Source organism: Paraperibacillus esterisolvens (assembly GCF_046237625.1).
Classification (GTDB): domain Bacteria; phylum Bacillota; class Bacilli; order Bacillales; family DSM-1321; genus Paraperibacillus; species Paraperibacillus esterisolvens.
The window spans coordinates 1,483,751-1,509,929 of record NZ_CP143545.1; the positions used below are offsets into that span (position 1 = coordinate 1,483,751).

Sequence of the window (26,179 nt, forward strand, 5' to 3'; positions counted from 1 at the left end):
ATTAGTCCAGGGAGCCTCCCGCTCCCTGGACTTTTTTTTGTGAAGGCGGCCAGAAGAAGATTTCCTTAGATATGCCTGAGTGAATCTGTCTTTTTGCCAGGATGAAAACATTGGTGGTTTTAACCGGTAGATGACTGCAGGAAGTGTGTTATAATAACCTGTGCTATTAAACAAATTGTTTTATATGGGGGAGAGATTTATATAAATGGATCAGCATCCATATCCAAAAAAACATAGATTTCAGCTCTTGCTCCAGCAGCTTGATTTAACTGAAGATGCATTTGTTAAACATTTTACCGATGCTGAAATAGAAAAGCTTTTTGTAGAACGGGAATCAAAAAAATGGCATTTTACCTTTAAACTGCCTGCCTTGATCCCCTGCAGTGTATATACCAGATTTTCTGTACAGCTCGTCCAGTCCTTTGCCCATATTGCCAAGGTATCCTTCTCGTTATCGGTAGAAAACCCGCAGCCGACAGAAGAACTGGTAAGGGAATATTGGAACAGCTGTATCAAAGAAATAGACGGGATGTCACCCGCGCTTTTGTCTCTATTGAACGAACAGATGCCTAAGCTTAAGGGCAATAAGATCGTCATTTCAGCGCGCAATGAAGCAGAAGCAGGGCAGCTGAAAAGGAAATATGCAGGAATGATAGCCAATATCTATCAATCACTCGGATTTCCGATGTTTTCAATAGATCCGGAGGTAGCTCCGGAAGGAGAAAACAAGGATTATAAGCTTTTCCTTGAGCAAAAACAAAAAGAAGATCAAGAGCGGGGTCTTGCTGCACTTGTGGAAATGCAGAAAAAGGAAAGCGAGAAAGCCAGTGATGATGGTGCATTTGACGGACCTCTTGTCATTGGATACAAAATTAAGGAAGATGCCGACTTCCGCAGGCTCGAAAATGTCATAGATGAAGAACGCCGCATCGCTATCGAGGGGTATGTATTTGATGCAGAGACACGTGAACTGAGGAGCGGCCGGACTTTGTTGACCTTCAAGGTTACGGATTATTCAAGCTCAATCCTCGTGAAAATGTTTTCACGCGATAAAGAAGATGCCGTCCAGCTGGCGAGAATCAAAAAAGGCATGTGGGTAAGGGTACAGGGAAGCATCCAGAACGATACCTTTGTCCGGGACCTGGTCATGATTGCCAATGACATCAATGAAATCAAAGCCAAAGGCCGTTCTGACACTGCCCCTGAGAATGAAAAAAGGGTAGAGCTGCACCTTCATAGTCCGATGAGTGCCATGGACGCTGTTTCCTCTGTAGGCTCATTGGTTGCCCAGGCAAAAAAATGGGGCCATAAAGCTGTGGCAATCACCGATCATTCCAATGTGCAAAGCTTCCCGGAAGCATTCAGCGCGGGAAAGAAGAATGACATCAAAGTTTTATACGGACTAGAAGCGAATCTCGTAAACGACGGCGTGCCGATTGCATATAACCCGCAAAACAGGGTCCTGGCTGACGATACTTACGTGGTGTTTGATGTTGAAACAACCGGCCTTTCCGCTGTATATGATACCATCATCGAACTGGCAGCGGTCAAAATCCATGACGGGGAAATTATCGACAGGTTCGAGTCGTTCGCCAATCCGCATCATCCACTGTCTGCCACGACCATCGACCTTACCGGGATCACGGATGATATGGTGGAAAATGCCCCGGAAGTGGATGAAGTGATTACAAAGTTCAAGGAATGGACAGGAAATTCCATTCTCGTTGCCCATAATGCAAGCTTTGATATGGGCTTCCTGAATGTCTGCTATAAAAAACTCGGATTTGGAAAGGCCCAGAATCCGGTCATCGATACACTTGAGCTAGGCAGGTTCCTTTATCCAGAAATGAAGAATCACCGCCTCAATACTCTTACCAAGAAGTTTGACATAGATTTGACCCAGCATCACCGGGCGATATACGATGCCGAAGCCACAGGGTACCTTATGCTCAAAATGCTGAAGGATTCACTGGAGCATGGAATTGAAAATCACAGCCAATTGAACGACAATATGGGCAAAGGGAATTCATACCAGCGCTCCAGACCTTCACACTGTACACTTCTTGCAGTAAATGAAACCGGCTTGAAAAATATGTTTAAACTGGTGTCCATCTCACACCTTGAGTACTTTTACCGTGTGCCTAGAATCCCAAGATCTCTTCTTCAGAAGTATCGGGAAGGAATTCTGGTAGGCTCAGGCTGTGACAAAGGGGAAGTCTTTGAAGGAATGATGCAGAAATCCTTCGAGGAAGTTGAAGAAATCGCCGAATTCTACGATTATCTTGAAATCCAGCCCAAAGAGGTCTATGCACACCTGATTGAACTGGAATATGTGCGGGATGAAATATCCCTTGAAGGAATAATCAAAAATATCGTCAAGCTTGGCGAAAAAATGGATAAACCTGTGGCTGCAACAGGGAATGTCCATTATAAAGATCCAGAAGATAAGATTTACCGCAAAATCCTGGTAAGCTCCCAGGGGGGCGCAAACCCGTTGAACAGGCATAAACTCCCTGATGTCCATTTCCGTACCACCGATGAAATGCTGCAGGCATTTTCCTTCCTCGGTGAGGAAAAGGCTAAGGAAGTGGTCATAAAAAATCCTAACGCGATCGCTGACAAAATTGAGGAAATCAAAGTCATTAAAGATGATCTTTATACCCCTAAAATTGAGGGAGCGGAAGAAGAGGTCCGGGAAATGAGCTACAACATGGCCCGCAGCATCTACGGAGACTCACTGCCCGAACTGGTTGAAGCAAGGCTTGAGAAAGAACTGAAAAGTATTATTGGCCACGGCTTTGCCGTAATTTACCTTATTTCGCATAAGCTTGTTAAAAAATCTCTTAATGACGGCTATCTCGTTGGATCGAGGGGATCGGTGGGATCATCATTTGTGGCGACCATGACGGAAATCACAGAAGTCAACCCGCTGCCTCCGCACTATGTCTGTCCGTCCTGCAAACATTCTGAGTTCTTTAATGACGGTTCCATCGGATCCGGCTTTGACCTGCCTGATAAAACCTGTCCGGAATGCGGCACCGCCTATAAAAAGGACGGCCACGATATCCCATTTGAAACTTTCCTGGGCTTCAAGGGAGATAAAGTTCCTGATATCGACTTAAACTTCTCGGGTGAATATCAGCCGCGTGCCCATAACTATACGAAGGAATTATTCGGTGAGGAGTATGTGTACCGTGCAGGTACAATCGGTACCGTGGCTGAAAAGACTGCCTATGGCTATGTGAAGGGCTATGCCTCTGATCATAATCTCCATATCCGCAACGCAGAAGTGGACAGGCTGGTGTCCGGCTGTACTGGTGTGAAACGGACCACAGGGCAGCATCCGGGCGGAATCATTGTTGTCCCGGACTATATGGAGATATTCGATTTTTCTCCGATCCAATTTCCCGCGGATGATAGGAATTCAGAATGGAAAACCACCCACTTCGATTTCCATTCCATTCATGATAATCTGCTGAAGCTGGATATTCTCGGCCACGATGACCCGACCGTCATCAGGATGCTGCAGGACTTGAGCGGAATCGATCCGAAAACGATCCCTACCGATGATCCGGTCGTTATGAAGATATTCAGCGGTACGGAATCTCTTGGAGTAACCGAAGAACAAATTATGTGTAAGACCGGTACACTCGGCATTCCGGAGTTTGGTACCAGATTTGTCCGGCAGATGCTTGAAGATACCAAGCCAACGACCTTTTCGGAGCTTGTCCAGATCTCTGGCCTCTCTCACGGTACCGACGTCTGGCTTGGTAATGCGCAGGAACTGATCCATAACAAAATCTGTAACTTGAGTGAAGTTATCGGGTGCCGTGACGATATTATGGTATATCTGATTTATCAGGGACTCGAACCTTCGCTTGCCTTCAAGATCATGGAATCGGTGCGTAAAGGAAAAGGGCTGTCTGATGAATTTGAAGCGGAAATGCGCAAGAATGAAGTGCCTGAGTGGTACATCGATTCCTGCAAAAAGATTAAATATATGTTCCCTAAGGCGCATGCTGCAGCCTATGTATTGATGGCTGTAAGGATTGCTTACTTCAAAGTTCATCATCCGATCCTGTACTATGCCGCTTATTTCACTGTAAGGGCGGAAGATTTTGATATTGAGGCGATGACCAGGGGCTCACAGGCCATCAGGTCAAAAATAGAAGAAATCAATGCCAAGGGCCTCGACGCCTCGACCAAGGAGAAAAATCTGTTGACGGTGTTGGAACTGTCATTGGAAATGTGTGAAAGAGGATTTTCCTTCAAGAAAATCGATCTCTACAAATCACATGCCTCCGAGTTCATCATTGACGGCAATTCATTGATTCCTCCTTTCAACTCCCTGCCTGGACTCGGGACAAACGTGGCCCTGAACATCGTCCGTGCAAGGGAAGAAGGGGAATTCCTATCCAAGGAAGATCTTCAGCAGCGCGGCAAGGTATCCAAGACCATCCTTGAATATCTGGATAAACAGGGCTGCCTGGAATCCCTTCCAGACCAGAATCAATTGTCACTATTCTAATGAGTTTAATAAATGAGGTTCATAGCGGAAACTTGCTGTGAACCTCATTTTCTTTTTATTAGCGAGGCTATCTATACAGGGTCATGGAGGCAGGGAAAAGATCATAAAGACCAAATCTGCTTGAATCTGAAGAGAAAAGGTTTCAAAAGGAGGATTAGATCCAAATGCCGCTCAGATTCAATGAGGAATGGTGGTAAATGAACCAGTAGAACCAAAAGTGTCTGGGAGGGATCTCATGAGAAATGGCCGCAAAAGATTCATTAGAACCAAAAACGGCTAAAATCTCATGAGAAATGGTCGCAAAAGATTCATTAGAACCAAAAACGGCTAAAATCTCATGAGAAATGGTTGTAAAGGACTCATTAGAACCAAAACAAGCTAAAATCTCATGAGAAATGGTTGTAAAGGAATCATTAGAACCAAAACAAGCTCAAATCTCACAATAAATGGTCGTAAAGGAATCCTGTTCATTAGGGTTTATGCAAGTAGAAGAAATCAGGGAACTTTAAAATTTCCATGGACAGCCTTTAGCGTATAAAGAAATTCCATGGCTTAACCTGCCGGCTAAAACATTGTACAAACCGCTCAGGACCCGTCTAAACCTGGAAATCCGGTTCGCAGGCATTCTTCAGATTTGCATAAACAATCTGGTTATGGTATATTTTTATTGGAAATACTAAGCGGAGCGAGGAGAGTGGGGAAACCCACTCTTTCGTGTTGTTTACATAATTTTTTGTCGGCTGAACGAAAGCAGGAGGATCCTTCCTGCTTCTTTCATACAAAAACACTACTTCTTTCTTATTACAAGGAGGGATCACATGAGCAATAAAGTTACAGAAATAGTGGAGCAGCTGGTGCTTCCTATTGTTAAAGAGCTTCATTTAGAATTAGTGGATATTGAATATGCAAAAGAAGGAAAGAACTGGTTTCTTAGAGTATTTATAGATAAAGAGGGCGGCGTCGACATTGAGGAATGCGGCACTGTCAGCGAGCGTCTCTCCGAGAAGCTCGATGAAACCGATCCTATTCCTTATAATTATTTCCTTGAGGTATCCTCTCCGGGCGCAGAACGGCCGCTCAAGAAAGCAGAGGATTTTACGAAATCAATCGGTAAGAATGTTTTTATTAAAACGTATGAACCAATTGACGGCCTGAAAGAATTCGAAGGTGCCTTATTGGCATTTGACGGCCAGACAGTAACAGTAGCCATGAAAATTAAGACACGCAGCAAAACAGTAGAAATTCCTTATGAAAAAGTGGCCAAAGCCAGGCTTGCAGTGACTTTCTAAGGACATAGGCAAAATTTAATTAGGGGGATAAAAAAATGAGCAGTGAAATGCTTGATGCCCTTATCCATTTGGAAAAGGAAAAAGGCATCTCAAGGGATGTTATAATTGAAGCGATTGAAGCCGCATTGGTTTCAGCTTACAAAAGGAACTTTAACCAGGCACAAAATGTGCGTATTGATATGAACCTGGAAAGAGGCTCAATGAGGGTATTTGCCCGCAAAGATGTAGTTGACCAGGTGTTTGACCCCAGGCTTGAAATTTCTATTGAAGATGCACAGCAGATCGATCCGAACTATCAGGTCGAAGATGTCGTGGAAATGGAGGTCACTCCAAAGGATTTCGGCCGTATCGCTGCCCAGACAGCAAAACAGGTTGTGACACAGCGTGTGAGGGAGGCAGAAAGAGGCATCATCTATTCCGAGTTCATTGACCGGGAAGAAGATATCATGACAGGAATCGTCCAAAGGCAGGATTCCAGGTTTATCTACGTAAGTCTTGGAAAAATTGAAGCGCTCCTCCCAATCAACGAGCAGATGCCTAATGAGCATTATAAACCGCATGACCGTATCAAGGTTTTCCTGACTAAGGTCGAAAAAACATCAAAAGGTCCGCAGATCTTTGTTTCAAGGACTCATCCCGGACTTTTGAAAAGATTATTTGAAATTGAGGTTCCTGAAATATATGACGGAACGGTCGAGATTAAATCAGTGGCCCGTGAAGCTGGAGACCGCTCGAAGATTTCCGTGCATTCAGAAAATACGGAGGTCGACCCGGTCGGATCATGTGTGGGTCCAAAGGGACAAAGGGTCCAGGCAATTGTCAATGAACTTAAGGGCGAAAAAATTGATATTGTGAAGTGGTCCGAGGATCCGGTTGTCTTTGTAGCGAATGCTTTAAGTCCGTCAAAGGTTCTTGAAGTCATTGTTTCTGAAGATGAAAAGGCTACAACCGTCATCGTGCCTGACTTCCAGCTTTCCCTTGCCATCGGGAAGCGCGGACAGAATGCAAGGCTTGCGGCAAAGCTTACAGGCTGGAAAATTGATATCAAGAGTGAGTCGGAAGCGCGTGAAGCAGGCATCTACCCAGTGGATAATGAAGAGCTGCTTACCTTCAGTGACGGTGATGACGATTTGATAGATGAATAAGTGAGGTGGCGCCAATGATCAGCCGCAAGAAAATCCCTATGAGAAAATGTGTTGCGACAGGAGAAATGAGGCCAAAGAAGGAGCTAATCCGGATAGTGCGCAGCAAAGAGGGAGAAGTTTCCGTGGATCCAACCGGGAAAAAGTCCGGAAGGGGAGCTTATCTGACTCTTGATAAAGAAGTGATCCTTTTGGCAAAAAAGAAGAACACACTGGCGAATCAGCTTGGAGCGGCGGTTGACCCTTCCATCTACGATGAGCTCATTGCTCTTTGTGAAAAGGAGAAACGCTGACTGCTATGAAGAATGTGCCGTGGGTTTCATTGCTTGGAATGGCGGCCCGTGCAAGGAAAGTCATCTCCGGTGAAGAACTGGTCGTCAAAGAAGTCAGGAATAATAAAGCTAAATTGGTCATCCTGGCAAATGACGCCTCAGCCAATACAGAAAAAAAAGTAACAGATAAGTGCAGATTTTATAAAGTGCCGCTCTATAGAGCGGAAGACAGGTTTGTGCTTGGTCAGGCAATCGGTAAAGACGCCCGTGTAACAGTTGCAGTCCTCGACGAGGGTTTTGCAAAAAAACTTCAGACGTTGCTCGATTAAATTTTTATGGGGGTGAACGTATGACGAAGATACGTGTATACGAATATGCAAAAAAGCACAATGTTTCAAGCAAGGACGTCATTACGAAACTAAAAGAAATGAATATAGAGGTAACCAATCATATGACAGCAATCGACGATTCCACAGTAAACAAATTAGACAGTGCATATAAACCAGAAAACAAAAATGCTAAGGCGAATCCGGCAGGCACTCAAAAGCCAGCTCCTAAACAAAACCAGAATAGGCCGCAGAACAGCCCGGCCCAGGGTACAGCAGCCAAAAAGACTTATGAAGAGATGGGCAGCGACAACAGCACCAATAAGCAGAAGCTGACAAAAAAGCCAGCCAGCAAACCAGGGCAGAGCAGCAATAATTCCAAAGGCGGCGGCTTCAATAACAAGGGCGGCAATAACAGGAATAATAAAAACAATAATAGAAACAGAAATAATAAACGGCCTCAAACATCTACCTACCAGGCTCCTCCGCGCAAGGAAAGGGAACTGCCGAAAAAGATTACGTTTACCGAATCTTTGACAGTAGCGGAACTCGGGAAGAAGCTCCACAGGGAACCGTCTGAACTCATTAAAAAGCTGTTCCTGTTAGGTGTGATGGCTACCATCAACCAAACACTTGATAAAGATGCAATTGAGTTAATCTGTTCCGAATATGGGGTAGAGGTAGAAGAAGAGATCAAAGTCGACCTGACTGACCTTGAAACTCTTGCTGCGGAAGAGGATGCTCCAGAAAATCTCACAGAGCGCCCGGCAGTCGTCACCATCATGGGACACGTCGATCATGGTAAAACGACACTTCTTGATTCCATCAGGAACACGAAGGTAACCGAAGGCGAAGCAGGCGGGATCACTCAGCATATCGGTGCTTATCAGGTAGAAGTGAATGACAAGAAAATCACGTTCCTGGACACTCCGGGACATGCTGCCTTCACAACGATGCGTGCGCGTGGAGCCAAGGTGACGGACATTACTATTTTAGTAGTCGCTGCCGATGACGGAGTAATGCCTCAGACCATTGAAGCGATCAACCATGCTAAAGCTGCAGAAGTGCCGATAATCGTGGCTGTGAACAAAATGGATAAGCAAGGGGCAAATCCTGACCGTGTTATGCAGGAACTGTCTGAGCGTGAACTGGTACCGGAAGCTTGGGGCGGGGACACGATTTTTGTACCTATTTCCGCTAAAAATGGCGAAGGGATTGAAAGTCTTCTCGAAATGATCCTGCTCGTCAGTGAAGTGGAAGAGTATAAGGCAAATCCTGACCGCAAGGCGTCCGGATCTGTAATTGAGGCCCAGCTGGATAAAGGGCGCGGAGCAGTTGCTACTCTGCTCGTACAGAATGGCACACTGAAGATCGGAGATCCAATCGTTGTAGGAAATACATTCGGCCGTGTAAGGGCCATGGTCAATGACCTTGGGCGCCGCGTGAAGGAAGCCGGTCCGTCTACACCGGTAGAGATTACCGGACTTAATGAAGTACCGCAGGCAGGAGATCTTTTCATCGTGTTTGATGACGAAAAGACAGCACGCCAGGTCGGGGAAGCTCGTTCACAGAGACAGGTTCAATCAAGCCGTACGGAAAAAGCCCGTGTGACGCTCGATAACCTCTTCGAACAGATGAAGCAGGGCGAAGTGAAGGACATCAACCTGATCGTCAAAGCGGACGTTCAAGGCTCTGTTGAAGCCATGTCAGCTTCTCTCCGTAAAATTGAAGTGGAGGGTGTCAAGGTTAAGATCATTCACTCCGGTGTCGGAGCAATCAATGAATATGACATTATGCTGGCAACTGCATCCAATGCGATCGTGATAGGGTTTAATGTGCGTCCGGATGTAAATGCTAAGCGTGCAGCGGAATCTGAAAATGTTGATATCCGCCTGCACCGCATCATCTATAAAGTCATCGAAGAAATAGAAGCTGCCATGAAGGGGATGCTTGATCCTGAATTTGAGGAAAAAATCATCGGACAGGCGGAAGTACGTACAACCTTCAAGGTTTCCAAAGTCGGAACCATTGCAGGTTCTTATGTAACGGACGGCAAAATCACACGTGACAGCGGAATCCGCTTGATCAGGCAGGGAGTTGTCATCTTCGAAGGTGAAATCGATGCCCTCAAACGTTTCAAGGATGACGCGAAAGAGGTTTCACAAGGTTACGAATGTGGAATAACCATTAAAAACTACAATGATCTTAAAGAAGGCGACGTTATCGAAGCGTATGTCATGGAGGAAATTGAGCGCAAATGATCGGCCATGCCGAATTTGAGTGCCTGATCTATGATGCCCATTCGTTGAAGGAAAAACGAGCCGTCCTGCAAAGGATCATAACTAGACTTAAACAAAAATTCAATATCTCGGTCGCAGAGACCGGACACCAGGATGTATGGCAGAGAACACAGCTTTCCATCGTCACGGTGTCCTCGTCAAGACAGGTCTCCGAAAAGGAGCTGCAGCGTGCGCTTCAGTTCCTGGATTCTTTTCCGGAAATCGAGCGGACCATAACTGAGGTAGAATGGCTTTAGACGAGCGGGGTGAAAACATGAGCCTACGTGCAAACAGAGTTGGCGAACAGATGAAGAAAGAGCTTAGCGAGATCATCGGCCGTAAGATTAAAGATCCGAGAATCGGATTCGTAACGGTCACCGATGTGGAAGTAACCGGGGATCTGCAGCAGGCGAAGGTATATATTTCTGTCCTTGGCGATGAAGAGCAGAGGCAGAATACATTAAAAGGGCTTGCCAAGGCTAAAGGATTTATCCGTTCCGAAATTGGACAGAGAATCCGCCTTAGGAAAACTCCTGAAATCTTCTTTGAATTTGATGAATCAGTAGATTATGGCAACAGAATTGAAAATCTGCTGACCCAGATTCATAAGGATGAAGGAGCGGACAAAGAGTAAGCTGCTTTACAAATGCAAGAGGCCGGCTCACTTTCTGAGCCGGCCTTTTCTATACATAATTTTTAAAGCACCCCACTCAGGGCCGGGCATGACCTGGTGGAGTCCCGGCCGGGTACACCCCTTGCAGGGTGTGTAATTTCTTTAGGGAGGCAAAAGGATTGGAAGGTATTTTACCGCTTTTTAAACCAAAAGGGATGACATCCCATGACTGTGTTTTTAAACTCAGGAAGATATTGGGCACGAAAAAAGTAGGCCATACAGGAACACTGGACCCGGATGTGACCGGTGTTCTTCCTATCTGTGTCGGAAGAGCAACAAAAATAGCTGAGTATGTAACCGATGCTGGAAAAGAGTATGAAGGGGAAGTCACCCTGGGCTTTTCCACTGACACGGAGGACGCGTCCGGGCAATTGGTGGAAAGGGCAGAGGTTGACAGAGATATTTCGATCGGTGAAATCCAGGGTGTACTTGAGGAACTTACAGGGAGGATCACTCAAACCCCGCCCATGTTCTCAGCGGTAAAAGTGAATGGTAAAAGGCTTTATGAATATGCACGGGCAGGCATTGAAGTGGAAAGGCCGTCCAGGGAAATCTCCATATACAGCCTTAATCTGCTGAGTGAGGATATTGTGAAGAACGAGGAAGAGGGTACCCTGAGTTTCAGGTTCCGTGTCAGCTGCAGCAAAGGCACTTATATCCGTACACTGGCTGTGACAATCGGTGAAAAGCTGGGTTATCCGGCACATATGTCGGAATTGATCCGCACCAGGTCATCTTCATTCTCGCTTGAAGACTGTTTTACATTCGAACAAATAGAGGAAAAGCTGGCGCTCCATGAGCCGGTACTGCAGCCTCTCGAAGCAGGAATTGCACATTTGCCTAAACTATTGATTAGTGATAAAGTAGCAGAGAAAATTAAAAACGGGGCTGTGATTGAGCAGCCAGCTGAGCTCCAGATAGAAGAAGGCCAGCCATTCATCATGATGGACAGCCTTGGACGGGCACTTGCCATCTATCAGCTCCACCCTTCAAAAAAAGGCCTCATCAAACCGGTGAAGGTACTCAGGATTGATTAAACAACTGTTATACAGGCACTTGCTAAAGGAAGAGGAGAATGCAAGTTGAAGGTTTATTATCTGGATCATCCTCATCAGCATAATAAAGAAGAATTCCCACCTCATGTCCTGGCTCTCGGCTTCTTTGATGGTGTCCATCTGGGCCACATGCAGGTCATCGGGGCAGCACGGGAGCTGGCAAGGAAAGAAGGCATGCCGCTGTCGGTCATGACCTTTGATCCCCACCCATCCGCCGTCCTTGGGAAAGGGACGAGGGTGATTCAATATATCACACCGCTGCAGGAGAAAATCAAGCTGATCGAAGCACTTGGGGCCGATCAGTTATTCATCGTTCATTTTACCGAAGAATTTGCAAAACTGCTTCCCCAGGAATTTGTGGATCAATACATTATCGGACTCAATGTCAAACAGGTGATGGCCGGATTCGATTATTCCTATGGGAGATTAGGAAGAGGGAGTATGGAGACCATGCCATTTCATTCTCGTAAACAATTTACTGCCAATACCATTGGAAAGCACGCCGTAAACGGGGAGAAGGTCAGCTCGACCAAGATCCGTGAATATCTGTCGCAGGGAAGGACTGAAGAACTTCCTGAACTTCTCGGCCGGTTTTATAAAACGGCAGGAACCGTGATTCATGGTGAAAAGAGAGGCAGACAGTTAGGCTTTCCAACTGCGAATATTGCTCTGGGGGATGATTTCATCTATCCCGCAACCGGCGTGTATGCAGTAAAAGTCCTGCATGACGGCAGCTCGTATAACGGTGTATGCAATGTTGGCTACAAGCCAACCTTTCATGATAAAAAGCCCGATCATCCGAATGTAGAAGTCCATATCTTTGATTTTGACAGCAGCATCTATGGAGAATCGGTTGAAATTGAATGGCACAGAAGGCTGCGCAGTGAGAAGAAATTCGGCAGTCTCGAGGAGCTCGTTGCACAGATTGCAATGGACAAAGAGGAAGCAAAGGATTATTTTTCAAAATAATGACCGGGAAACAGGCTGCAGCCGGAAAAATACCGGCTAAACACTTGATTTCTTAGGAGAAATCTTATATAGTATTATTTGTATGAGATGAACCACTACTTGGCAGAGCGAGTCTCCAACGCCTGCTCAGTTTTCGGGGATTTTTACAAGAATAATTGGAGGTGAACTAGATGGCAATCACTAAAGAACGTAAAAACCAACTAATCGGTGAGTACGCAACTCACGAAGGGGATACTGGGTCTCCAGAGGTTCAAATTGCTGTCCTTACTGAAGAAATCAACAATTTGAATGATCATCTTCGCACTCATAAGAAAGACCACCACTCACGCCGCGGTCTTCTTAAGATGGTAGGTCGTCGCCGTAACTTGCTGACTTACCTGCGTAACAAAGATGTTACTCGTTACCGTGAACTAATCAACAGATTAGGATTACGCCGATAATTTACGAAAGAAAGCGGGAACTATTCCCGCTTTTTTGTATATAAGAATTTTTTACATACAAAAAAGCAGCTGCCATACATACATAATCTTGAGGAATGTGCGCATCCGGTCTGCTGTGCCGGTTTATAATAAGCCGGCGCAGGGAAAATAATTCCTGATTTAATCATAAAGTTAAAGATAATTATTGTTATTCCAGTGTTTTTTCGTGCATAATATGAATAGTTTGTTTTATTTACGCATATGTCACATTCACATATATATACCATTAGCAGGACCCTGTATACATAAGAGCCGGCTAATTGATAAAGAATGTCTTAGTGAGAATTAGAGAGGGGTTTTATACTTAATGGAACAAAATAAACAAACATTTTCCCTGGAATGGGCGGGCCGTCCGCTGACAGTCGAAATCGGCCAGCTGGCCAAGCAGGCAAACGGGGCTGCATTGATCCGTTATGGAGATACGGTGGTACTCAGCACTGCAACTGCATCTAAGGAACCAAAAAGCGTAGATTTCTTCCCGCTGACTGTCAATTATGAAGAAAGACTTTATGCGGTTGGGAAAATCCCCGGCGGATTCATCAAAAGAGAAGGCCGTCCGAGTGAAAAAGCAATCCTTGCCAGCCGCCTGATCGACCGTCCGATCCGTCCTCTGTTCGCTGACGGCTTCCGAAACGAAGTCCAGGTAGTCAGCATGGTAATGAGCGTTGACCAGGATTGTTCATCCGAAATGGCTGCCATGTTCGGCTCGTCACTTTCCCTGACTGTCTCGGATATCCCGTTTGAAGGACCAATCGCCGGAGTGGTTGTTGGCCGTGTTGATAACAAGTTCATTATCAACCCTTCCATCAGCCAGATGGAAAAGAGCGATATCAACCTTATTGTGGCAGGAACTAAGGATGCCATCAACATGGTAGAAGCGGGTGCCGATGAAGTACCTGAAGAAGTGATGCTTGAAGCCATCATGTTTGGCCATGAAGAAATCAAACGCCTGATCGCCTTCCAGGAAGAGATCGCTGCTGTGGTCGGCAAAGAAAAAACAAAAGTCGCCCTTTATGAGGTGGATCAAGACCTCGAGCAGGAAATCCGCAGCCTGTGTGAAGCTGACATCAATAAAGCTGTTCAGGTTCAGGAAAAGCATGCTAGAGAAGATGCAATCAAACAGGTCAAGGACCGTGTTGTAGCTGAATATGAAGAAAAAGAAGCTGATGATGCTGTCATCAAGCAGGTAAAGGAAATTCTTTCAAAATTTGTAAAAGCAGAAGTGCGCAGGCTCATCACTGAGGAGAAAGTCCGTCCGGATGGAAGGAACCCGGATGAAATCCGCCCGCTTGCCTCCGAAGTTGGCATCCTGCCCCGCACTCATGGTTCAGGACTGTTTACAAGGGGACAAACCCAGGCTCTTTCCATTTGTACGCTTGGTGCACTGGGAGATGTTCAAATCCTTGACGGCCTTGGCGTAGAGGAATCAAAACGCTTCATGCACCATTATAACTTCCCGCATTTCAGTGTGGGGGAAACAGGATTCATGCGCGGCCCGGGACGCCGTGAAATCGGCCATGGTGCTCTTGGTGAAAGGGCGCTTGAACCAGTCCTGCCGTCAGAGAAGGATTTCCCGTACACCATCCGTTTGGTTGCAGAAGTTCTTGAGTCCAACGGTTCTACTTCACAGGCTAGCATCTGTGCAAGTACTTTGGCCATGATGGATGCTGGTGTGCCGATTAAATCACCGGTTGCCGGTATTGCCATGGGTCTGATTAAATCTGGCGAGAACTATACAGTCCTTACTGATATCCAGGGCATGGAAGACCATCTGGGCGATATGGACTTCAAGGTGGCCGGAACAGCGAAGGGTGTTACCGCCCTGCAGATGGATATCAAGATTGAGGGGTTATCCAGGGACATCCTTGAAGAGGCGCTTCAGCAGGCCAAGCGGGGCCGTATGCATATCCTTGAACATATGCTTACCGCCATTGCTGAGCCTCGCACAGAGCTTTCTCGGTATGCACCAAAGATCCTGACGATGGCGATCAACCCTGATAAGATCCGCGATGTTATCGGACCAAGCGGAAAACAAATCAACAAAATCATCGAAGAAACAGGAGTCAAGATAGATATTGAACAGGACGGAACGGTATTCATCTCGTCCACAAATGAAGAAATGAACCGCAAGGCGAAACAGATTATCGAAGATATTGTCCGTGAAGTGGAAGTTGGCGCACTTTACCTTGGTAAGGTGAAGCGGATTGAAAAGTTCGGTGCGTTTGTTGAAATCTTTAGCGGTAAAGACGGGCTGGTCCATATATCCGAACTTGCAGAAGAGAGAGTCGGCAAAGTAGAGGATGTTGTGGCAATCGGCGATGAACTCCTTGTCAAGGTCCTTGATATCGATAAGCAGGGCAGGGTCAACCTTTCCCGTAAAGCGGTGCTGAAGGAACAAAAAGAACAAAGCGAAGCTGCAAAGTCCAATTCATAATAAGGCTGGGGCAACCCGGCTTTTTTTTAGGTTTGTGCGGGTAAGATGGTTCTACTTGTCCCCCCCATTCATAAAATGTGTATAGCACATTTGGAGAATGCTGATGGGGAGGGCAAGTGATGAAGTTTGATTCCCGCTATATAATTGCTTTATCTGTAATTTCAGGTATATCATGGATAATAGTTCAGAATCCCTTGACTGATTCTTATCTCGAGGGTATACGGCCAAATATCCATGATGCGAGACCAGCCGCAGGTTCACTGTATACGGAAATCCAATCCAGGGCCGAAAAATTTAATATCCCGGCACAGGATGCCAGAATTGATCCTGTTTGGAAAACCGTACCGGGATACAACGGGTTGAAAGTAGATCTTGAAGCTTCCTATAAAAAAATGAAAAAGGCCGGGAAGTTCGACAGTAAAAAATTGATCTACAAGCAGGTAAGGCCATCCAAGCATTTAAGCGACCTGGCTCCTGCGCCCATATATAAGGCAAATCCGTCCAAGCCTTCTGCCAGCCTGCTTGTCAATGTGGCCTGGGGAAATGAATATCTTCAGGATATGCTTGAAGTATTGAAAAAGAATGATGTAAAGGCCACCTTCTTTCTGGAAGGAAGATGGGCTAAAAAATACCCGGACCTGGCGAAGATGATCTGGGAGGGAGGCCATGAAATCGGCAACCATTCCTATTCCCATCCAGACATGGCACGCATCACAAACGGCCGGGCAAGCGAGGAAATCAGGAAAACCAATGAAATCATAAAGGCCGTGACTGGAGTGACACCGAGCTGGTTTGCCCCTCCAAGCGGGAGCTATAAGGATGAAACCGTTGATATTGCAGAGGCAAACAAACTCGGGACTATTATGTGGAGTGTGGATACGATTGACTGGCAGAAGCCATCGCCGGAAACGTTGATCACCAGGGTGATGAATAAGCTCCATCCTGGAGCATTCATCCTCATGCATCCGACCGAATCTACAGCATTGTCTTTGGATAAACTGATAAAAAGCATCAAGGCGGAAAATCTGCACTTAATGACTGTATCTCAGGCATTGAGCGAGAATCGGATCATGCACTGACAGAAAAAGTTTGCTGCAGCTAGATTAGGAGGAATTATATTGATAAAGAAATATACCTGCCAAAATGGAGTAAGGATTGTACTCGAAAATATTCCTACAGTCCGTTCAGTTGCAATCGGAATTTGGATTAAGACTGGTTCAAGGAATGAAACTCCAGTAAACAACGGGATATCCCATTTTCTTGAGCATATGTTCTTCAAAGGCACTACTGAGCGTACAGCAAGGGAGATTGCCGAATCATTCGACAGCATCGGCGGACACGTCAATGCGTTCACATCGAAGGAATATACCTGCTACTATGCAAAGGTACTTGATAACCACGCAAGCTATGCGCTTGAGGTGCTGTCTGATATGTTCTTTAATTCCACATTTGTGGAAGAGGAGCTAGAGAAAGAAAAGAAAGTGGTTTGTGAGGAAATCAAGATGTATGAGGATACACCCGATGACATCGTCCATGATCTTTTGAGCAAGGCGGTATACGGAAACCATCCGCTTGGCTATCCAATCCTCGGGACAGAAGAAACGCTTGATACATTCAATGGGGATAAACTGAAGCAATATATCCATGACTACTATACCCCAGAAAATGTGGTCGTTTCGATCGCAGGGAACATAGATGAAGCTTTCATTAAAGAAACCGAAAAATATTTCGGCAGTTATACAGGCGGAAAAGGAACGAGTAAAGCTGTAAAAGCCGACTTCCATCAAAACTCTTTCAGCAGAAAGAAAGAAACGGAACAAGCCCATGTCTGCTTAGGCTTCAACGGTCTCCCAATCGGCCATGATAATGTCTACAGCCTTGTAACGCTGAACAATATCCTTGGCGGAAGCATGAGCAGCAGGCTCTTCCAGGAAGTCAGGGAGCAGAGGGGCCTTGCCTATTCTGTTTATTCATACCATTCAGCTTATCAGGAAAACGGCCTGGTCACGATTTATGGCGGAACAGGGGCAAACCAGCTGAATGTCCTTCTGGAAACCATACAAGAAACGCTTGGCAAGCTCAAGGCGGAAGGCATTACAGAGCGTGAACTGCGAAACAGCAAAGAGCAGCTGAAGGGCAGCCTGATGCTCAGTTTGGAGAGCACAAACAGCCGCATGAGCCGCAACGGGAAAAATGAGCTGCTCCTTAGCAGGCACCGTTCACTTGATGAAATTGTAGAAGAAATAGATAGTGTGACAGAAGAAAAAGTAAATGCACTGGGCAAAGAAATTTTCAACGATGAATATTCCATGGCCATTATCAGTCCGCTTGAAGACTGGACTAAGTAAGACCCTGAGAAACAGACTTGTTCTGTTTCTTTTTTTTAGGCTGTTTCACATTTATGGTGCTATGGGAAAAGAAAGTTGTTTTCCGCTGCACGCACTCTGCCTGCGCGGCGGGCAGGCAGGGGGAAGCGGTCTTCTTTCCGGTGCCTGATTGACTTATAACTCGACCGAAAGTCCTGCGCCCCCCGCTCCAATCAACTTTGTATAATAATTACATCTCCTCACAGAACTCATCAGACAAAAATAATCTTTTAGAATAGAGCCTTTTTTGACTTGCAGAGGTAAAAATCCGAGTGCAGGAAAGAGGATGTTCCATTATGTCTTCTTTTCAAACCGGCCTGGATGGATGCATATGCCTTTGTTTTCCTATTTGAGATCCCAAGTCGGGCTCCTGCACGGGAAATAAGTAAAAAAATCCTTTCCGGTGCTTCTATTAAGGGGTGCCAGATGATATAGATGTAGTAATGGACAATTCGGAGGTGCCGCCTATGAGGCTGAGTGAATTAAGCGGGAAAGAAATTGTGGACGTGAAGCGTGCAGAGAGGCTGGGGGTGCTTGGACAGACGGACCTGGAGATCAATGAAAAAGGCCAAATAACAGCCTTGATTATTCCGAGTGTCAAGTGGTTTGGGTTTAAGAAGAACGGCTCGGAGATCAGGGTACCCTGGAACCATATCAAAAAGATCGGGACAGATATGATCATCATCGATATTCCGGAGGCAGGACCGGGTCAGGATGAATGATGAAGCGAAAAGGCAGCACCTCATACAGGTGCTGCCTTTTTATATGGGACCGAGCCTGCCCTTTATGCTGCAGGCCATTCACCACCTGTAACCGGTCCTCATACTATAAAGAGGCACACCATCCAATCCTGGCTATGGCGATACATAGTCAGCAGGCCATGCCCATTTCCATAAAAGAAGGTGACATTTGAAATGCTGACAGGCATACAAATTGCTGTCATAGGCGGCGATGCAAGGCAGCTTGAAGTTGTTAGGAAATTGACCCAGCTTGATGCGAAGCTGTGGCTTGTCGGGTTTGAGCAGCTTGATCACGCCTTTACCGGAGCCGTAAAGGAAAAGCTGGATGAACTGAACATGAAGGAAATCGACGCGATCATCCTACCGGTGCCGGGGACCAATGCTGAGGGGAATATTGAGACCATCTTTTCTAGTGAGAAAGTGAAATTGACCGAAGAAATCTTAAAGAAAACACCAGAGCACTGCACCATTTATTCGGGGATTTCAAATCAGTACTTAGACAGGGTCACACAAAATGCAGAACGGAAGCTGGTCCAGCTTTTTGAGCGTGATGATGTGGCGATTTATAACTCGATACCCACTGTGGAAGGGACCATCATGATGGCCATCCAGCATACAGATTATACGATTCACGGGGCAAACGTGGCGGTGCTCGGACTTGGGAGAGTAGGTATGAGTGTGGCAAGAACCTTCCATTCCCTGGGTTCCAGAGTAAAAGTGGGAGCCAGGAAAAGCGAGGATCTGGCCAGGATAACCGAAATGTCACTCCAGCCCTTTCATATTAAAGATCTGGAGCATGAAATCAAAAATATAGATATCTGCATCAATACAATACCTCATCCGGTTGTGACAGCGGCGGTGCTTGCCAATATGCCGCCACATACACTGGTGATTGATCTGGCTTCAAAGCCCGGGGGCACTGATTTCCGTTATGCAGAAAAAAGAGGCATTAAAGCCCTGCTGGCTCCAGGGCTGCCTGGTATAGTGGCGCCAAAAACCGCAGGCCAGATACTTGCGAATGTGCTGGCACAGCTCCTGGATGGAGATCTTAAACAAAGGAAGGGGAATGCACCATGAGTCTAAAGGGAAAACGAATCGGATTTGGCCTGACCGGATCACATTGCACATACGATGCTGTCTATCCGGAAATAGAAAAGCTGGTGAAGGAAGGAGCAGATGTTATTCCCATTGTTACGAACACCGTCCAGTCAACTACTACAAGATTTGGAGCCGGCGAGGATTGGGTTGCCAGGATCGTGGAATTGACAGGGAATGCAGTCGTCGATACAATCGTCAAAGCCGAACCGCTTGGGCCTAAATTACCGCTTGACTGCATGGTTATAGCCCCCTTAACCGGAAATACGATGAGCAAGCTGGCAAATGCCCAGACAGATTCACCTGTCCTGATGGCGGCCAAGGCAACCATGAGGGGCCACAGGCCGGTTGTTGTCGGAATCTCAACTAATGATGCACTCGGACTTAACGGCGTCAATTTGATGAGGCTGATGAGCACAAAGGATATATACTTTATTCCCTTCGGACAGGATGATCCGGTTAAAAAGCCCAATTCTATGGTAGCAAGAATGAGCGAGCTGAGGGAGACTGTGATCCACGCCATGAAAAAAGAGCAGATCCAGCCGGTCATCATTGAAAGGTACAGGGACGGGGAATAGTAATCCAGCCATTATTCAAGGATGGGTATTTTATTAAATAAGTTTTGCAATGGGAATGCATCATAATGCCGGGCTGAGTGCAGCGGGAGCTGCCCGCTGGTAATCAGCCTTCCTGTTCTGCGGCAGCAAAGTTTGTGAAAACAGCTATATTCTATTATCTTTAATGCGTTATTATGATAAAATGAACATGTTTATTAGACTATCGAAACAAGAAATAATACAATAACATATAAAGACTTTATCTTATAGGATTTATTGGAGGGCTTTTACATGGGGGAAGCAAAAGGTTTGAATGTAGCAGTTGTAGGAGCGACAGGCGCAGTTGGCCAGCAGATGCTCCGTACTCTTGAAAATAGGGATTTTCCGATTAAAAATTTACTCCTGCTGTCATCAGCGAGGTCTGCAGGATCCAAGATAACATTTAAGGGCAGGGAGTATGAAGTCCAGGAGGCTTCACCCGAAAGCTTTGAGGGTATAGATGTGGCATTATTCTCGGCCGGAGGGAGTGTCTCCAAGGCTCTTGCACCCGAGGCTGTGAAGCGCGGGGCCGTGGTTATAGACAATACAAGCGCATTTCGTATGGATGAAAATGTCCCGCTTGTGGTTCCTGAAGTAAATCCGGAAGATTTAAAGAATCATAACGGAATTATTGCCAATCCAAATTGTTCGACCATCCAGATGGTTGCAGCGCTGCAGCCGCTCCGGAAAGAATTTGGCCTTTCAAAGGTTGTTGTTTCCACATACCAGGCGGTTTCTGGTGCCGGTGCTGCAGCAGTCAGCGAAATGAAAAGGCAGGCTCGGGCTATACTGGAGGAAGAAGATTTCACTCCCGAGATCCTTCCGGTGGGAAGCGATGACAAAAAGTATCAAATTGCTTTTAATGCAGTGCCGCAGATCGACAAATTCCAGGATAATGGATTTACATTCGAGGAAATGAAGATGGTCAATGAGACTAAGAAAATCATGCATCTTCCTGAGCTGAAGGTGGCTGCCACATGCGTACGGCTTCCGATAGAAACAGGGCATTCTGAATCGGTCTATATCGAAATCGGGAAAAGCGGTGTGACAGCTGGGGACATCCAGCAGCTCCTTGCCGATGCACCGGGCATAGTGCTCGAGGATAACATCAGCGAGCAGGTTTACCCGATGCCCGCCCACAGTGTCGGCAAAAACGAGGTTTTTGTAGGCAGGATCAGAAAGGATCTTGATGAGGACAAAGGTTTCCACCTCTGGATCGTGTCTGACAACCTTTTAAAAGGTGCTGCCTGGAATTCAGTCCAAATTGCAGAAACTATGCTTGAAATGGAATTGCTGAAGAAGAAATAAAGGTTTTGTTAAGCGAGCCTTCCCAGCTTTAAGGGAAGGCTAAACTTTATTAGAGGTGTAAACATGAAAATCATCGTACAGAAATTCGGCGGAACCTCAGTCAGAGATGAAAAGAGCCGCAGCCATGCACTTCGACATATACAGCAAGCTCTTGAAAATGGATATAAGACGGTCATCGTTGTTTCGGCAATGGGGAGAAAAGGCGAGCCGTATGCAACGGACACCCTGCTTTCACTTGTGAATGGCTCAGACAGCAGACTTACAAAACGGGAGCACGACCTGCTTCTGTCTGTCGGTGAAACAATATCATCTGTTGTCTTCACCAACCTGCTTCTGGAGAATGGAATAAAAGCCACGGCCTTCACAGGTGCCCAGGCTGGTTTCAGGACAAACAGCGACCATACTAATGCCAAAATTTCGGAAATGAAATGTGAACGGCTCAGAAGGGAGCTTGAGCATTATGATGCAGTGGTAGTGGCAGGTTTCCAGGGAGCTGCAAGGAACGGAGATGTAACGACGCTTGGCCGGGGGGGCAGCGATACATCCGCAGCTGCCCTTGGAGCGGCTTTGAATGCGGAGTGGGTGGATATTTTTACAGATGTAGAGGGAATCATGACCGCCGATCCGCGCATTGCAGAAAATGCAAGGCCGCTTGACGTAGTCACGTATAATGAAGTCTGCAATATGGCTTATCAAGGTGCCAAGGTCATCCACCCGCGGGCGGTTGAAATTGCCATGCAGGCCAAGGTGCCGATCCGGATCAGGTCCACCTATTCTGACAGTCCGGGCACACTTGTTACCTCGATCAGCAAAAATAAACGGGGAACAGATATCAGGGAAAGGCTCGTCACAGGCATTGCCCATGTATCAAAGATTACGCAGATTAAGGTTTCAGCCAAGAAAAATCAGTATGACCTTCAGGCTGAAGTGTTCAAGGCAATGGCAAACGCCCATATCAGCGTTGACTTTATCAACATTTCACCTCAAGGTGTAATATACACGGTTTCCGAGGAAATGACCCCGCTCGCCGTGGAAATCCTGGAGAGCCTGGACTATGAACCGCAGGTGCAGACGGATTGTGCCAAGGTATCAGTAGTTGGAGCCGGAATTACCGGGGTACCGGGTGTGACAGCGAGGATTGTCACCGCGCTTTCTGAGAAGGGAATCAGCATTCTTCAGTCGGCAGACAGCCATACAACCATCTGGGTTCTTGTTAAGGAAGCGGACCTAATTGAAGCTGTCAACGCTCTGCACGATGCTTTTAGACTTCATATTGAGGAACAGCAGATTGAAATCGGGGAAAAGAATTCCCCGTTGAATTAAGGAGTGGTAACAGTGTATTTTGGAAGAGTATCTACCGCAATGGTAACCCCTTTTGACAGTAAGGGGAATATTGATTTTGCAAAAACTGACCAGCTCGTGAATTATTTGATTGAAAACGGAAGCGACTCGCTGGTGGCTGCCGGAACCACAGGGGAATCACCGACCCTTTCTACAGAAGAAAAATTGGCCTTATTCAAGACTGTTGTTAAAGCGGCAGATAAGCGTGTGCCGGTCATTGCCGGTACCGGCAGCAACAACACCCGTGCCTCCATCGAATTGACACGAAAAGCGGAGGAGGCAGGCGTTGATGCCATCATGCTTGTGGCACCGTATTATAATAAGCCAAACCAGGAAGGGCTTTACCAGCACTTCAAGGCGATTGCCGAAAGCACAGCTCTTCCTGTTATGATTTATAATATCCCGGGAAGGGCGTCCGTAAATATCGCCGTTGATACGATCATCAGGCTCTCAGAGATTCCCAATATAGTTGCCGTCAAGGAAGCAAGCGGCGACCTGAATGCCATGACTGAAATCATTGCAGGCACCAGTGATGATTTCCTCCTGTACAGCGGCGATGATGCGCTCACCCTGCCTGTACTGGCGATCGGCGGCACCGGGATTGTGTCGGTTGCATCTCACATCATCGGAAATCAAATGCAGCAAATGGTTGAAGCCTTCTTCACCGGAAACAGCAGGGATGCCGCACTTCTCCACCAGCAGCTTTCCCCTGTCATGAAAGGACTCTTCACCTCGCCGAGCCCTGTGCCTGTAAAAACGGCACTACAGCTGAAAGGCTTGAACGTCGGTCCGGTCCGGCTGCCGCTCGTTCCGCTTACTGAGACAGAAAGAAGCACGCTCGCAAACCTGCTTTCTTCCAGCTTGAATGAATTTTAGCCAAAAAGTCTTTTTTTGGGGACAGACTTTGGAGCCTGCAGGCAAACCTGGATGTAAAATCGGGTCTGTCTGCAGGCTTTTCTTTTAGCCTTTATTAAAAAAATTATAAAACGGCCTTGATGGCAGGAGAAAGGATCCCGTATTGCGTTCGAAGGAGAAAGCCCGAGGAAAATAAAGCTGGATTGCATAATTGTAAGACCGCTCTGGGACTGGTTCAGTATCAACCCCAGGCGGCCCGAACGCGGCGGGAAGACAGGATGTGCCGCAGTTATCCTTTATTCAGGTCACGTGACTCCCCAGGGCTTTGCAAGCCTGTGGCACCAGGATATTGAATGCTCTGGTCCCGGTCGGATTCAACTCGTTTTGATTCTTTTAATTTTTGTTCTTGACGGTCTTTTCCCATAAATTCTCCTCCTTTTTCTTAAACATTTCCTGCAGTCCTTGTTCTTATTCATCCTGTGTCCATTTCAGGCAGGGAGAAAAAATTCTCCTGCTCAAAAAGCAGGGGTGCACATAGTGGGGGACGGCATACAGCCGGCCCATTCAGCTTGTATCTAAAGAAGGTTTTTGACAATTTTGAAACCTATTTGTTGTCACCCTATTTTTTCTTCATGTATAATGAAAATAATTGGAATGGAACGGAAGCACTCAGCATAGGGGGATTTTACATTGGAAAAATTAAATAAAATAAGAATAATAGCTTTAGGCGGCCAGGGAGAATCAGGCAAGAATATGTATGTGGCCGAGGTAAATGAAGATTTATACATATTGGATGCAGGCCTTATGTATCCGGAAAACGAAATGCTTGGAATTGATGTAGTCATACCTGATATAACATTTTTGGCTGAGAACAAAAGCAGAGTGCAGGGTATCTTTTTAACTCATGGCCATGAAGATCATATAGGGGCTCTGCCTTATATACTTAGAACTTTAAATGTGCCGGTTTATGCGACCAGGCTGACCATTGAGCTTGCGAAGGCAAATCTCCGCGAGAATGATTACAAGGGGAAGGTGAAGTTTGAGCGTATCGATTCAGATACTTCACTTTCCTTCCCATCCGCTGAGGTCACCTTCTTCAAGACTAATCACAGCATTCCTGATTCAGTGGGGATCGCCATACATACATCTGAAGGGGCGATTGTTTATACTGGTGATTTCAAGTTTGACCAGGCCGCAGCCCCGCTCTATCAGCCTGAAATCGGCAAGATGGCAGCCCTCGGTGAGAAAGGGGTGCTTGCACTCCTTTCTGTCAGCACCGGAGCCGAGAAACCGGGTTATACTCCTTCGGAAGCCCTGGCGGCAAGAGGGATGTCAGATGTGTTTTATAATGCCAAAAAGCGGATCATAGTAGCCTGCTTTGCATCCCATATCAACAGAATTCAGCATGTATTCAATGCAGCCCATGAGAACGGCAGGAAAGTTGCTGTGGTAGGAAAAAGCCTGCAGCGCGTCTATGATATTGCCTTGAGCAATGGGTACCTGAATGTACCGGATGATATAATCATCCCCGTATCGGAGATAGGAAGTTATCCGGAAGAGAAAGTAGTCGTGCTTGTAACCGGGATTCAGGGAGAGCCGATTGAAGCCCTCCAGAAGATGGCGAAGAGGTCTCATAAACAGGTGAACATACAGCAGGGCGACACAGTTTTGATTGCAGCACCTCCCATCAAGGGCGGCGAGCTCTTTGTTTCAAAAACGATGGATATGGCGTACCGGGCAGGTGCGGAGGTCATTTCCGGAAAGACGGTGAATGTACCGGGACACGGCAGTCAGGAAGAGCTGAAAATGATGCTTAACCTGATGAAACCGAAGTTCCTGCTTCCGGTTCATGGGGAATTCAGGAACCTGAAGGCCCATGCCAAACTTGGAGCTGGATGGGGCCTGCCGAGCGACCGGATCCTGATATTAGATAAGGGTGAGACTGCAGAGATAAAAGGAGATTCCGTCAGCACCTCAGGAAGGGTGACAGCAGGAAATGTCCTGATAGATGGAAGCGGCGTGGGCGATGTAGGAAATATCGTCCTCCGTGACCGAAGACTGCTCTCGCAGGATGGCATCCTGATTGTTGTTATCAGTTTGAATAAATCCAGGAAGGTTATTTCAGCCGGGCCTGAAATCATTTCCCGCGGTTTTGTGTATGTCCGTGAATCGGAGAAACTTATGGAGGACGCCTCAAACCTTGTCAGGACAATCGTTCAGAAAAAAATCGCAGGAGATTCCTTCGATTGGGCAAGTCTTAAGCAGGAAATGAGAGACGGCCTGAATTCATTCCTATATGAAAAAACAAAACGGAGGCCGATGATCCTTCCCATCATCATGGAAGGATAAGTATTCCAGCCTGTTCCTTAAAGGAACAGGCTGATTTTTTGACTATTGCCTGGATGAACTCCCTTATCTTTGCTCATACTAGC

At 46.4% G+C, this 26,179-nt stretch carries 22 protein-coding genes; 21 read left to right on the top strand and 1 reads right to left on the bottom strand.

Annotated features, from left to right (window positions below):
- The first annotated feature begins 205 nt into the window (after positions 1-205).
- The 20 genes from V1501_RS07565 to dapA all read left to right on the top strand — a co-directional run bounded on the left by V1501_RS07565 (position 206) and on the right by dapA (position 23,768).
- Entirely contained in the window at positions 206-4,528 is a 4,323-nt protein-coding gene (locus V1501_RS07565) for a PolC-type DNA polymerase III (RefSeq protein ID WP_409292333.1), read from the top strand.
- Between the two features lie 818 nt (positions 4,529-5,346).
- Entirely contained in the window at positions 5,347-5,817 is a 471-nt protein-coding gene (rimP, locus tag V1501_RS07570; protein WP_409292334.1) for a ribosome maturation factor RimP, read from the top strand.
- A gap of 35 nt (positions 5,818-5,852) precedes the next feature.
- The gene (gene nusA, locus V1501_RS07575; protein ID WP_409292335.1) at positions 5,853-6,962 is read left to right on the top strand and encodes a transcription termination factor NusA; all 1,110 of its coding nucleotides are present in this window, start codon (positions 5,853-5,855) and stop codon (positions 6,960-6,962) included.
- Between the two features lie 14 nt (positions 6,963-6,976).
- Complete coding sequence (rnpM, locus tag V1501_RS07580) at positions 6,977-7,252, top strand: RNase P modulator RnpM (protein WP_409292336.1); 276 nt, start codon at positions 6,977-6,979, stop codon at positions 7,250-7,252.
- A gap of 5 nt (positions 7,253-7,257) precedes the next feature.
- The gene (locus tag V1501_RS07585) at positions 7,258-7,560 is read left to right on the top strand and encodes a YlxQ family RNA-binding protein (RefSeq protein ID WP_409292338.1); all 303 of its coding nucleotides are present in this window, start codon (positions 7,258-7,260) and stop codon (positions 7,558-7,560) included.
- A gap of 20 nt (positions 7,561-7,580) precedes the next feature.
- Positions 7,581-9,818, top strand: a complete 2,238-nt coding sequence (gene infB / locus V1501_RS07590; protein WP_409292339.1) for a translation initiation factor IF-2 — start codon at positions 7,581-7,583, stop codon at positions 9,816-9,818.
- Complete coding sequence (locus V1501_RS07595) at positions 9,815-10,093, top strand: DUF503 domain-containing protein (protein WP_409292340.1); 279 nt, start codon at positions 9,815-9,817, stop codon at positions 10,091-10,093. Before infB ends, V1501_RS07595 begins: the two co-directional genes overlap by 4 nt.
- A 17-nt stretch (positions 10,094-10,110) precedes the next feature.
- Positions 10,111-10,470: a 30S ribosome-binding factor RbfA gene (gene rbfA / locus V1501_RS07600; RefSeq protein WP_409292342.1), complete on the top strand. Its 360-nt coding sequence runs from the start codon at positions 10,111-10,113 to the stop codon at positions 10,468-10,470.
- A 158-nt stretch (positions 10,471-10,628) separates the two neighbouring features.
- On the top strand, positions 10,629-11,546 hold the full coding sequence (truB, locus tag V1501_RS07605) for a tRNA pseudouridine(55) synthase TruB (protein WP_409292343.1): 918 nt from the start codon (positions 10,629-10,631) through the stop codon (positions 11,544-11,546).
- Between the two features lie 45 nt (positions 11,547-11,591).
- Entirely contained in the window at positions 11,592-12,533 is a 942-nt protein-coding gene (ribF, locus tag V1501_RS07610) for a bifunctional riboflavin kinase/FAD synthetase (RefSeq protein ID WP_409292344.1), read from the top strand.
- A gap of 170 nt (positions 12,534-12,703) precedes the next feature.
- Positions 12,704-12,973: a 30S ribosomal protein S15 gene (rpsO, locus tag V1501_RS07615; RefSeq protein WP_409292346.1), complete on the top strand. Its 270-nt coding sequence runs from the start codon at positions 12,704-12,706 to the stop codon at positions 12,971-12,973.
- A gap of 346 nt (positions 12,974-13,319) precedes the next feature.
- Positions 13,320-15,446, top strand: a complete 2,127-nt coding sequence (pnp, locus tag V1501_RS07620) for a polyribonucleotide nucleotidyltransferase (protein ID WP_409292348.1) — start codon at positions 13,320-13,322, stop codon at positions 15,444-15,446.
- Between the two features lie 119 nt (positions 15,447-15,565).
- Positions 15,566-16,525: a polysaccharide deacetylase family protein gene (locus V1501_RS07625; protein WP_409292350.1), complete on the top strand. Its 960-nt coding sequence runs from the start codon at positions 15,566-15,568 to the stop codon at positions 16,523-16,525.
- Positions 16,526-16,564: 39 nt separating this feature from the next.
- Entirely contained in the window at positions 16,565-17,794 is a 1,230-nt protein-coding gene (locus tag V1501_RS07630) for a M16 family metallopeptidase (protein WP_409292352.1), read from the top strand.
- A gap of 485 nt (positions 17,795-18,279) precedes the next feature.
- Positions 18,280-18,534: a YlmC/YmxH family sporulation protein gene (locus V1501_RS07635; protein WP_409292354.1), complete on the top strand. Its 255-nt coding sequence runs from the start codon at positions 18,280-18,282 to the stop codon at positions 18,532-18,534.
- Positions 18,535-18,726: 192 nt separating this feature from the next.
- On the top strand, positions 18,727-19,629 hold the full coding sequence (gene dpaA / locus V1501_RS07640) for a dipicolinic acid synthetase subunit A (RefSeq protein WP_409292355.1): 903 nt from the start codon (positions 18,727-18,729) through the stop codon (positions 19,627-19,629).
- On the top strand, positions 19,626-20,225 hold the full coding sequence (locus V1501_RS07645) for a dipicolinate synthase subunit B (protein WP_409292356.1): 600 nt from the start codon (positions 19,626-19,628) through the stop codon (positions 20,223-20,225). Before dpaA ends, V1501_RS07645 begins: the two co-directional genes overlap by 4 nt.
- 270 nt (positions 20,226-20,495) lie before the next feature.
- Positions 20,496-21,551 carry an aspartate-semialdehyde dehydrogenase gene (asd, locus tag V1501_RS07650; protein ID WP_409292357.1) on the top strand — a complete coding sequence of 352 codons (1,056 nt, stop codon included), beginning with the start codon at positions 20,496-20,498 and terminating at the stop codon, positions 21,549-21,551.
- Between the two features lie 63 nt (positions 21,552-21,614).
- Positions 21,615-22,874: an aspartate kinase gene (dapG, locus tag V1501_RS07655; protein ID WP_409292358.1), complete on the top strand. Its 1,260-nt coding sequence runs from the start codon at positions 21,615-21,617 to the stop codon at positions 22,872-22,874.
- A gap of 12 nt (positions 22,875-22,886) precedes the next feature.
- Positions 22,887-23,768, top strand: a complete 882-nt coding sequence (gene dapA, locus V1501_RS07660) for a 4-hydroxy-tetrahydrodipicolinate synthase (RefSeq protein ID WP_409292359.1) — start codon at positions 22,887-22,889, stop codon at positions 23,766-23,768.
- Between the two features lie 268 nt (positions 23,769-24,036).
- On the opposite strand, the gene V1501_RS07665 is transcribed toward dapA, so the two are convergent.
- Positions 24,037-24,171, bottom strand: coding sequence for a YpzI family protein (locus tag V1501_RS07665; RefSeq protein WP_409292360.1), 135 nt, complete (start codon positions 24,169-24,171; stop codon positions 24,037-24,039).
- Positions 24,172-24,437: 266 nt separating this feature from the next.
- On the opposite strand from V1501_RS07665, the gene V1501_RS07670 reads away from it, so the two are divergent.
- Positions 24,438-26,096, top strand: coding sequence for a ribonuclease J (locus tag V1501_RS07670; protein ID WP_409292361.1), 1,659 nt, complete (start codon positions 24,438-24,440; stop codon positions 26,094-26,096).
- The last annotated feature ends 83 nt before the right edge of the window (positions 26,097-26,179 follow it).

Coding starts and splice junctions, on each gene's coding strand:
- V1501_RS07565 (WP_409292333.1), top strand. CDS start 206: ATGGATCAGCATCCATATCCAAAAAAACATAGATTTCAGCTCTTGCTC.
- rimP (WP_409292334.1), top strand. CDS start 5,347: ATGAGCAATAAAGTTACAGAAATAGTGGAGCAGCTGGTGCTTCCTATT.
- nusA (WP_409292335.1), top strand. CDS start 5,853: ATGAGCAGTGAAATGCTTGATGCCCTTATCCATTTGGAAAAGGAAAAA.
- rnpM (WP_409292336.1), top strand. CDS start 6,977: ATGATCAGCCGCAAGAAAATCCCTATGAGAAAATGTGTTGCGACAGGA.
- V1501_RS07585 (WP_409292338.1), top strand. CDS start 7,258: ATGAAGAATGTGCCGTGGGTTTCATTGCTTGGAATGGCGGCCCGTGCA.
- infB (WP_409292339.1), top strand. CDS start 7,581: ATGACGAAGATACGTGTATACGAATATGCAAAAAAGCACAATGTTTCA.
- V1501_RS07595 (WP_409292340.1), top strand. CDS start 9,815: ATGATCGGCCATGCCGAATTTGAGTGCCTGATCTATGATGCCCATTCG.
- rbfA (WP_409292342.1), top strand. CDS start 10,111: ATGAGCCTACGTGCAAACAGAGTTGGCGAACAGATGAAGAAAGAGCTT.
- rpsO (WP_409292346.1), top strand. CDS start 12,704: ATGGCAATCACTAAAGAACGTAAAAACCAACTAATCGGTGAGTACGCA.
- pnp (WP_409292348.1), top strand. CDS start 13,320: ATGGAACAAAATAAACAAACATTTTCCCTGGAATGGGCGGGCCGTCCG.
- V1501_RS07625 (WP_409292350.1), top strand. CDS start 15,566: ATGAAGTTTGATTCCCGCTATATAATTGCTTTATCTGTAATTTCAGGT.
- V1501_RS07635 (WP_409292354.1), top strand. CDS start 18,280: ATGAGGCTGAGTGAATTAAGCGGGAAAGAAATTGTGGACGTGAAGCGT.
- dpaA (WP_409292355.1), top strand. CDS start 18,727: ATGCTGACAGGCATACAAATTGCTGTCATAGGCGGCGATGCAAGGCAG.
- V1501_RS07645 (WP_409292356.1), top strand. CDS start 19,626: ATGAGTCTAAAGGGAAAACGAATCGGATTTGGCCTGACCGGATCACAT.
- asd (WP_409292357.1), top strand. CDS start 20,496: ATGGGGGAAGCAAAAGGTTTGAATGTAGCAGTTGTAGGAGCGACAGGC.
- dapG (WP_409292358.1), top strand. CDS start 21,615: ATGAAAATCATCGTACAGAAATTCGGCGGAACCTCAGTCAGAGATGAA.
- V1501_RS07665 (WP_409292360.1), bottom strand. CDS start 24,171: ATGGGAAAAGACCGTCAAGAACAAAAATTAAAAGAATCAAAACGAGTT.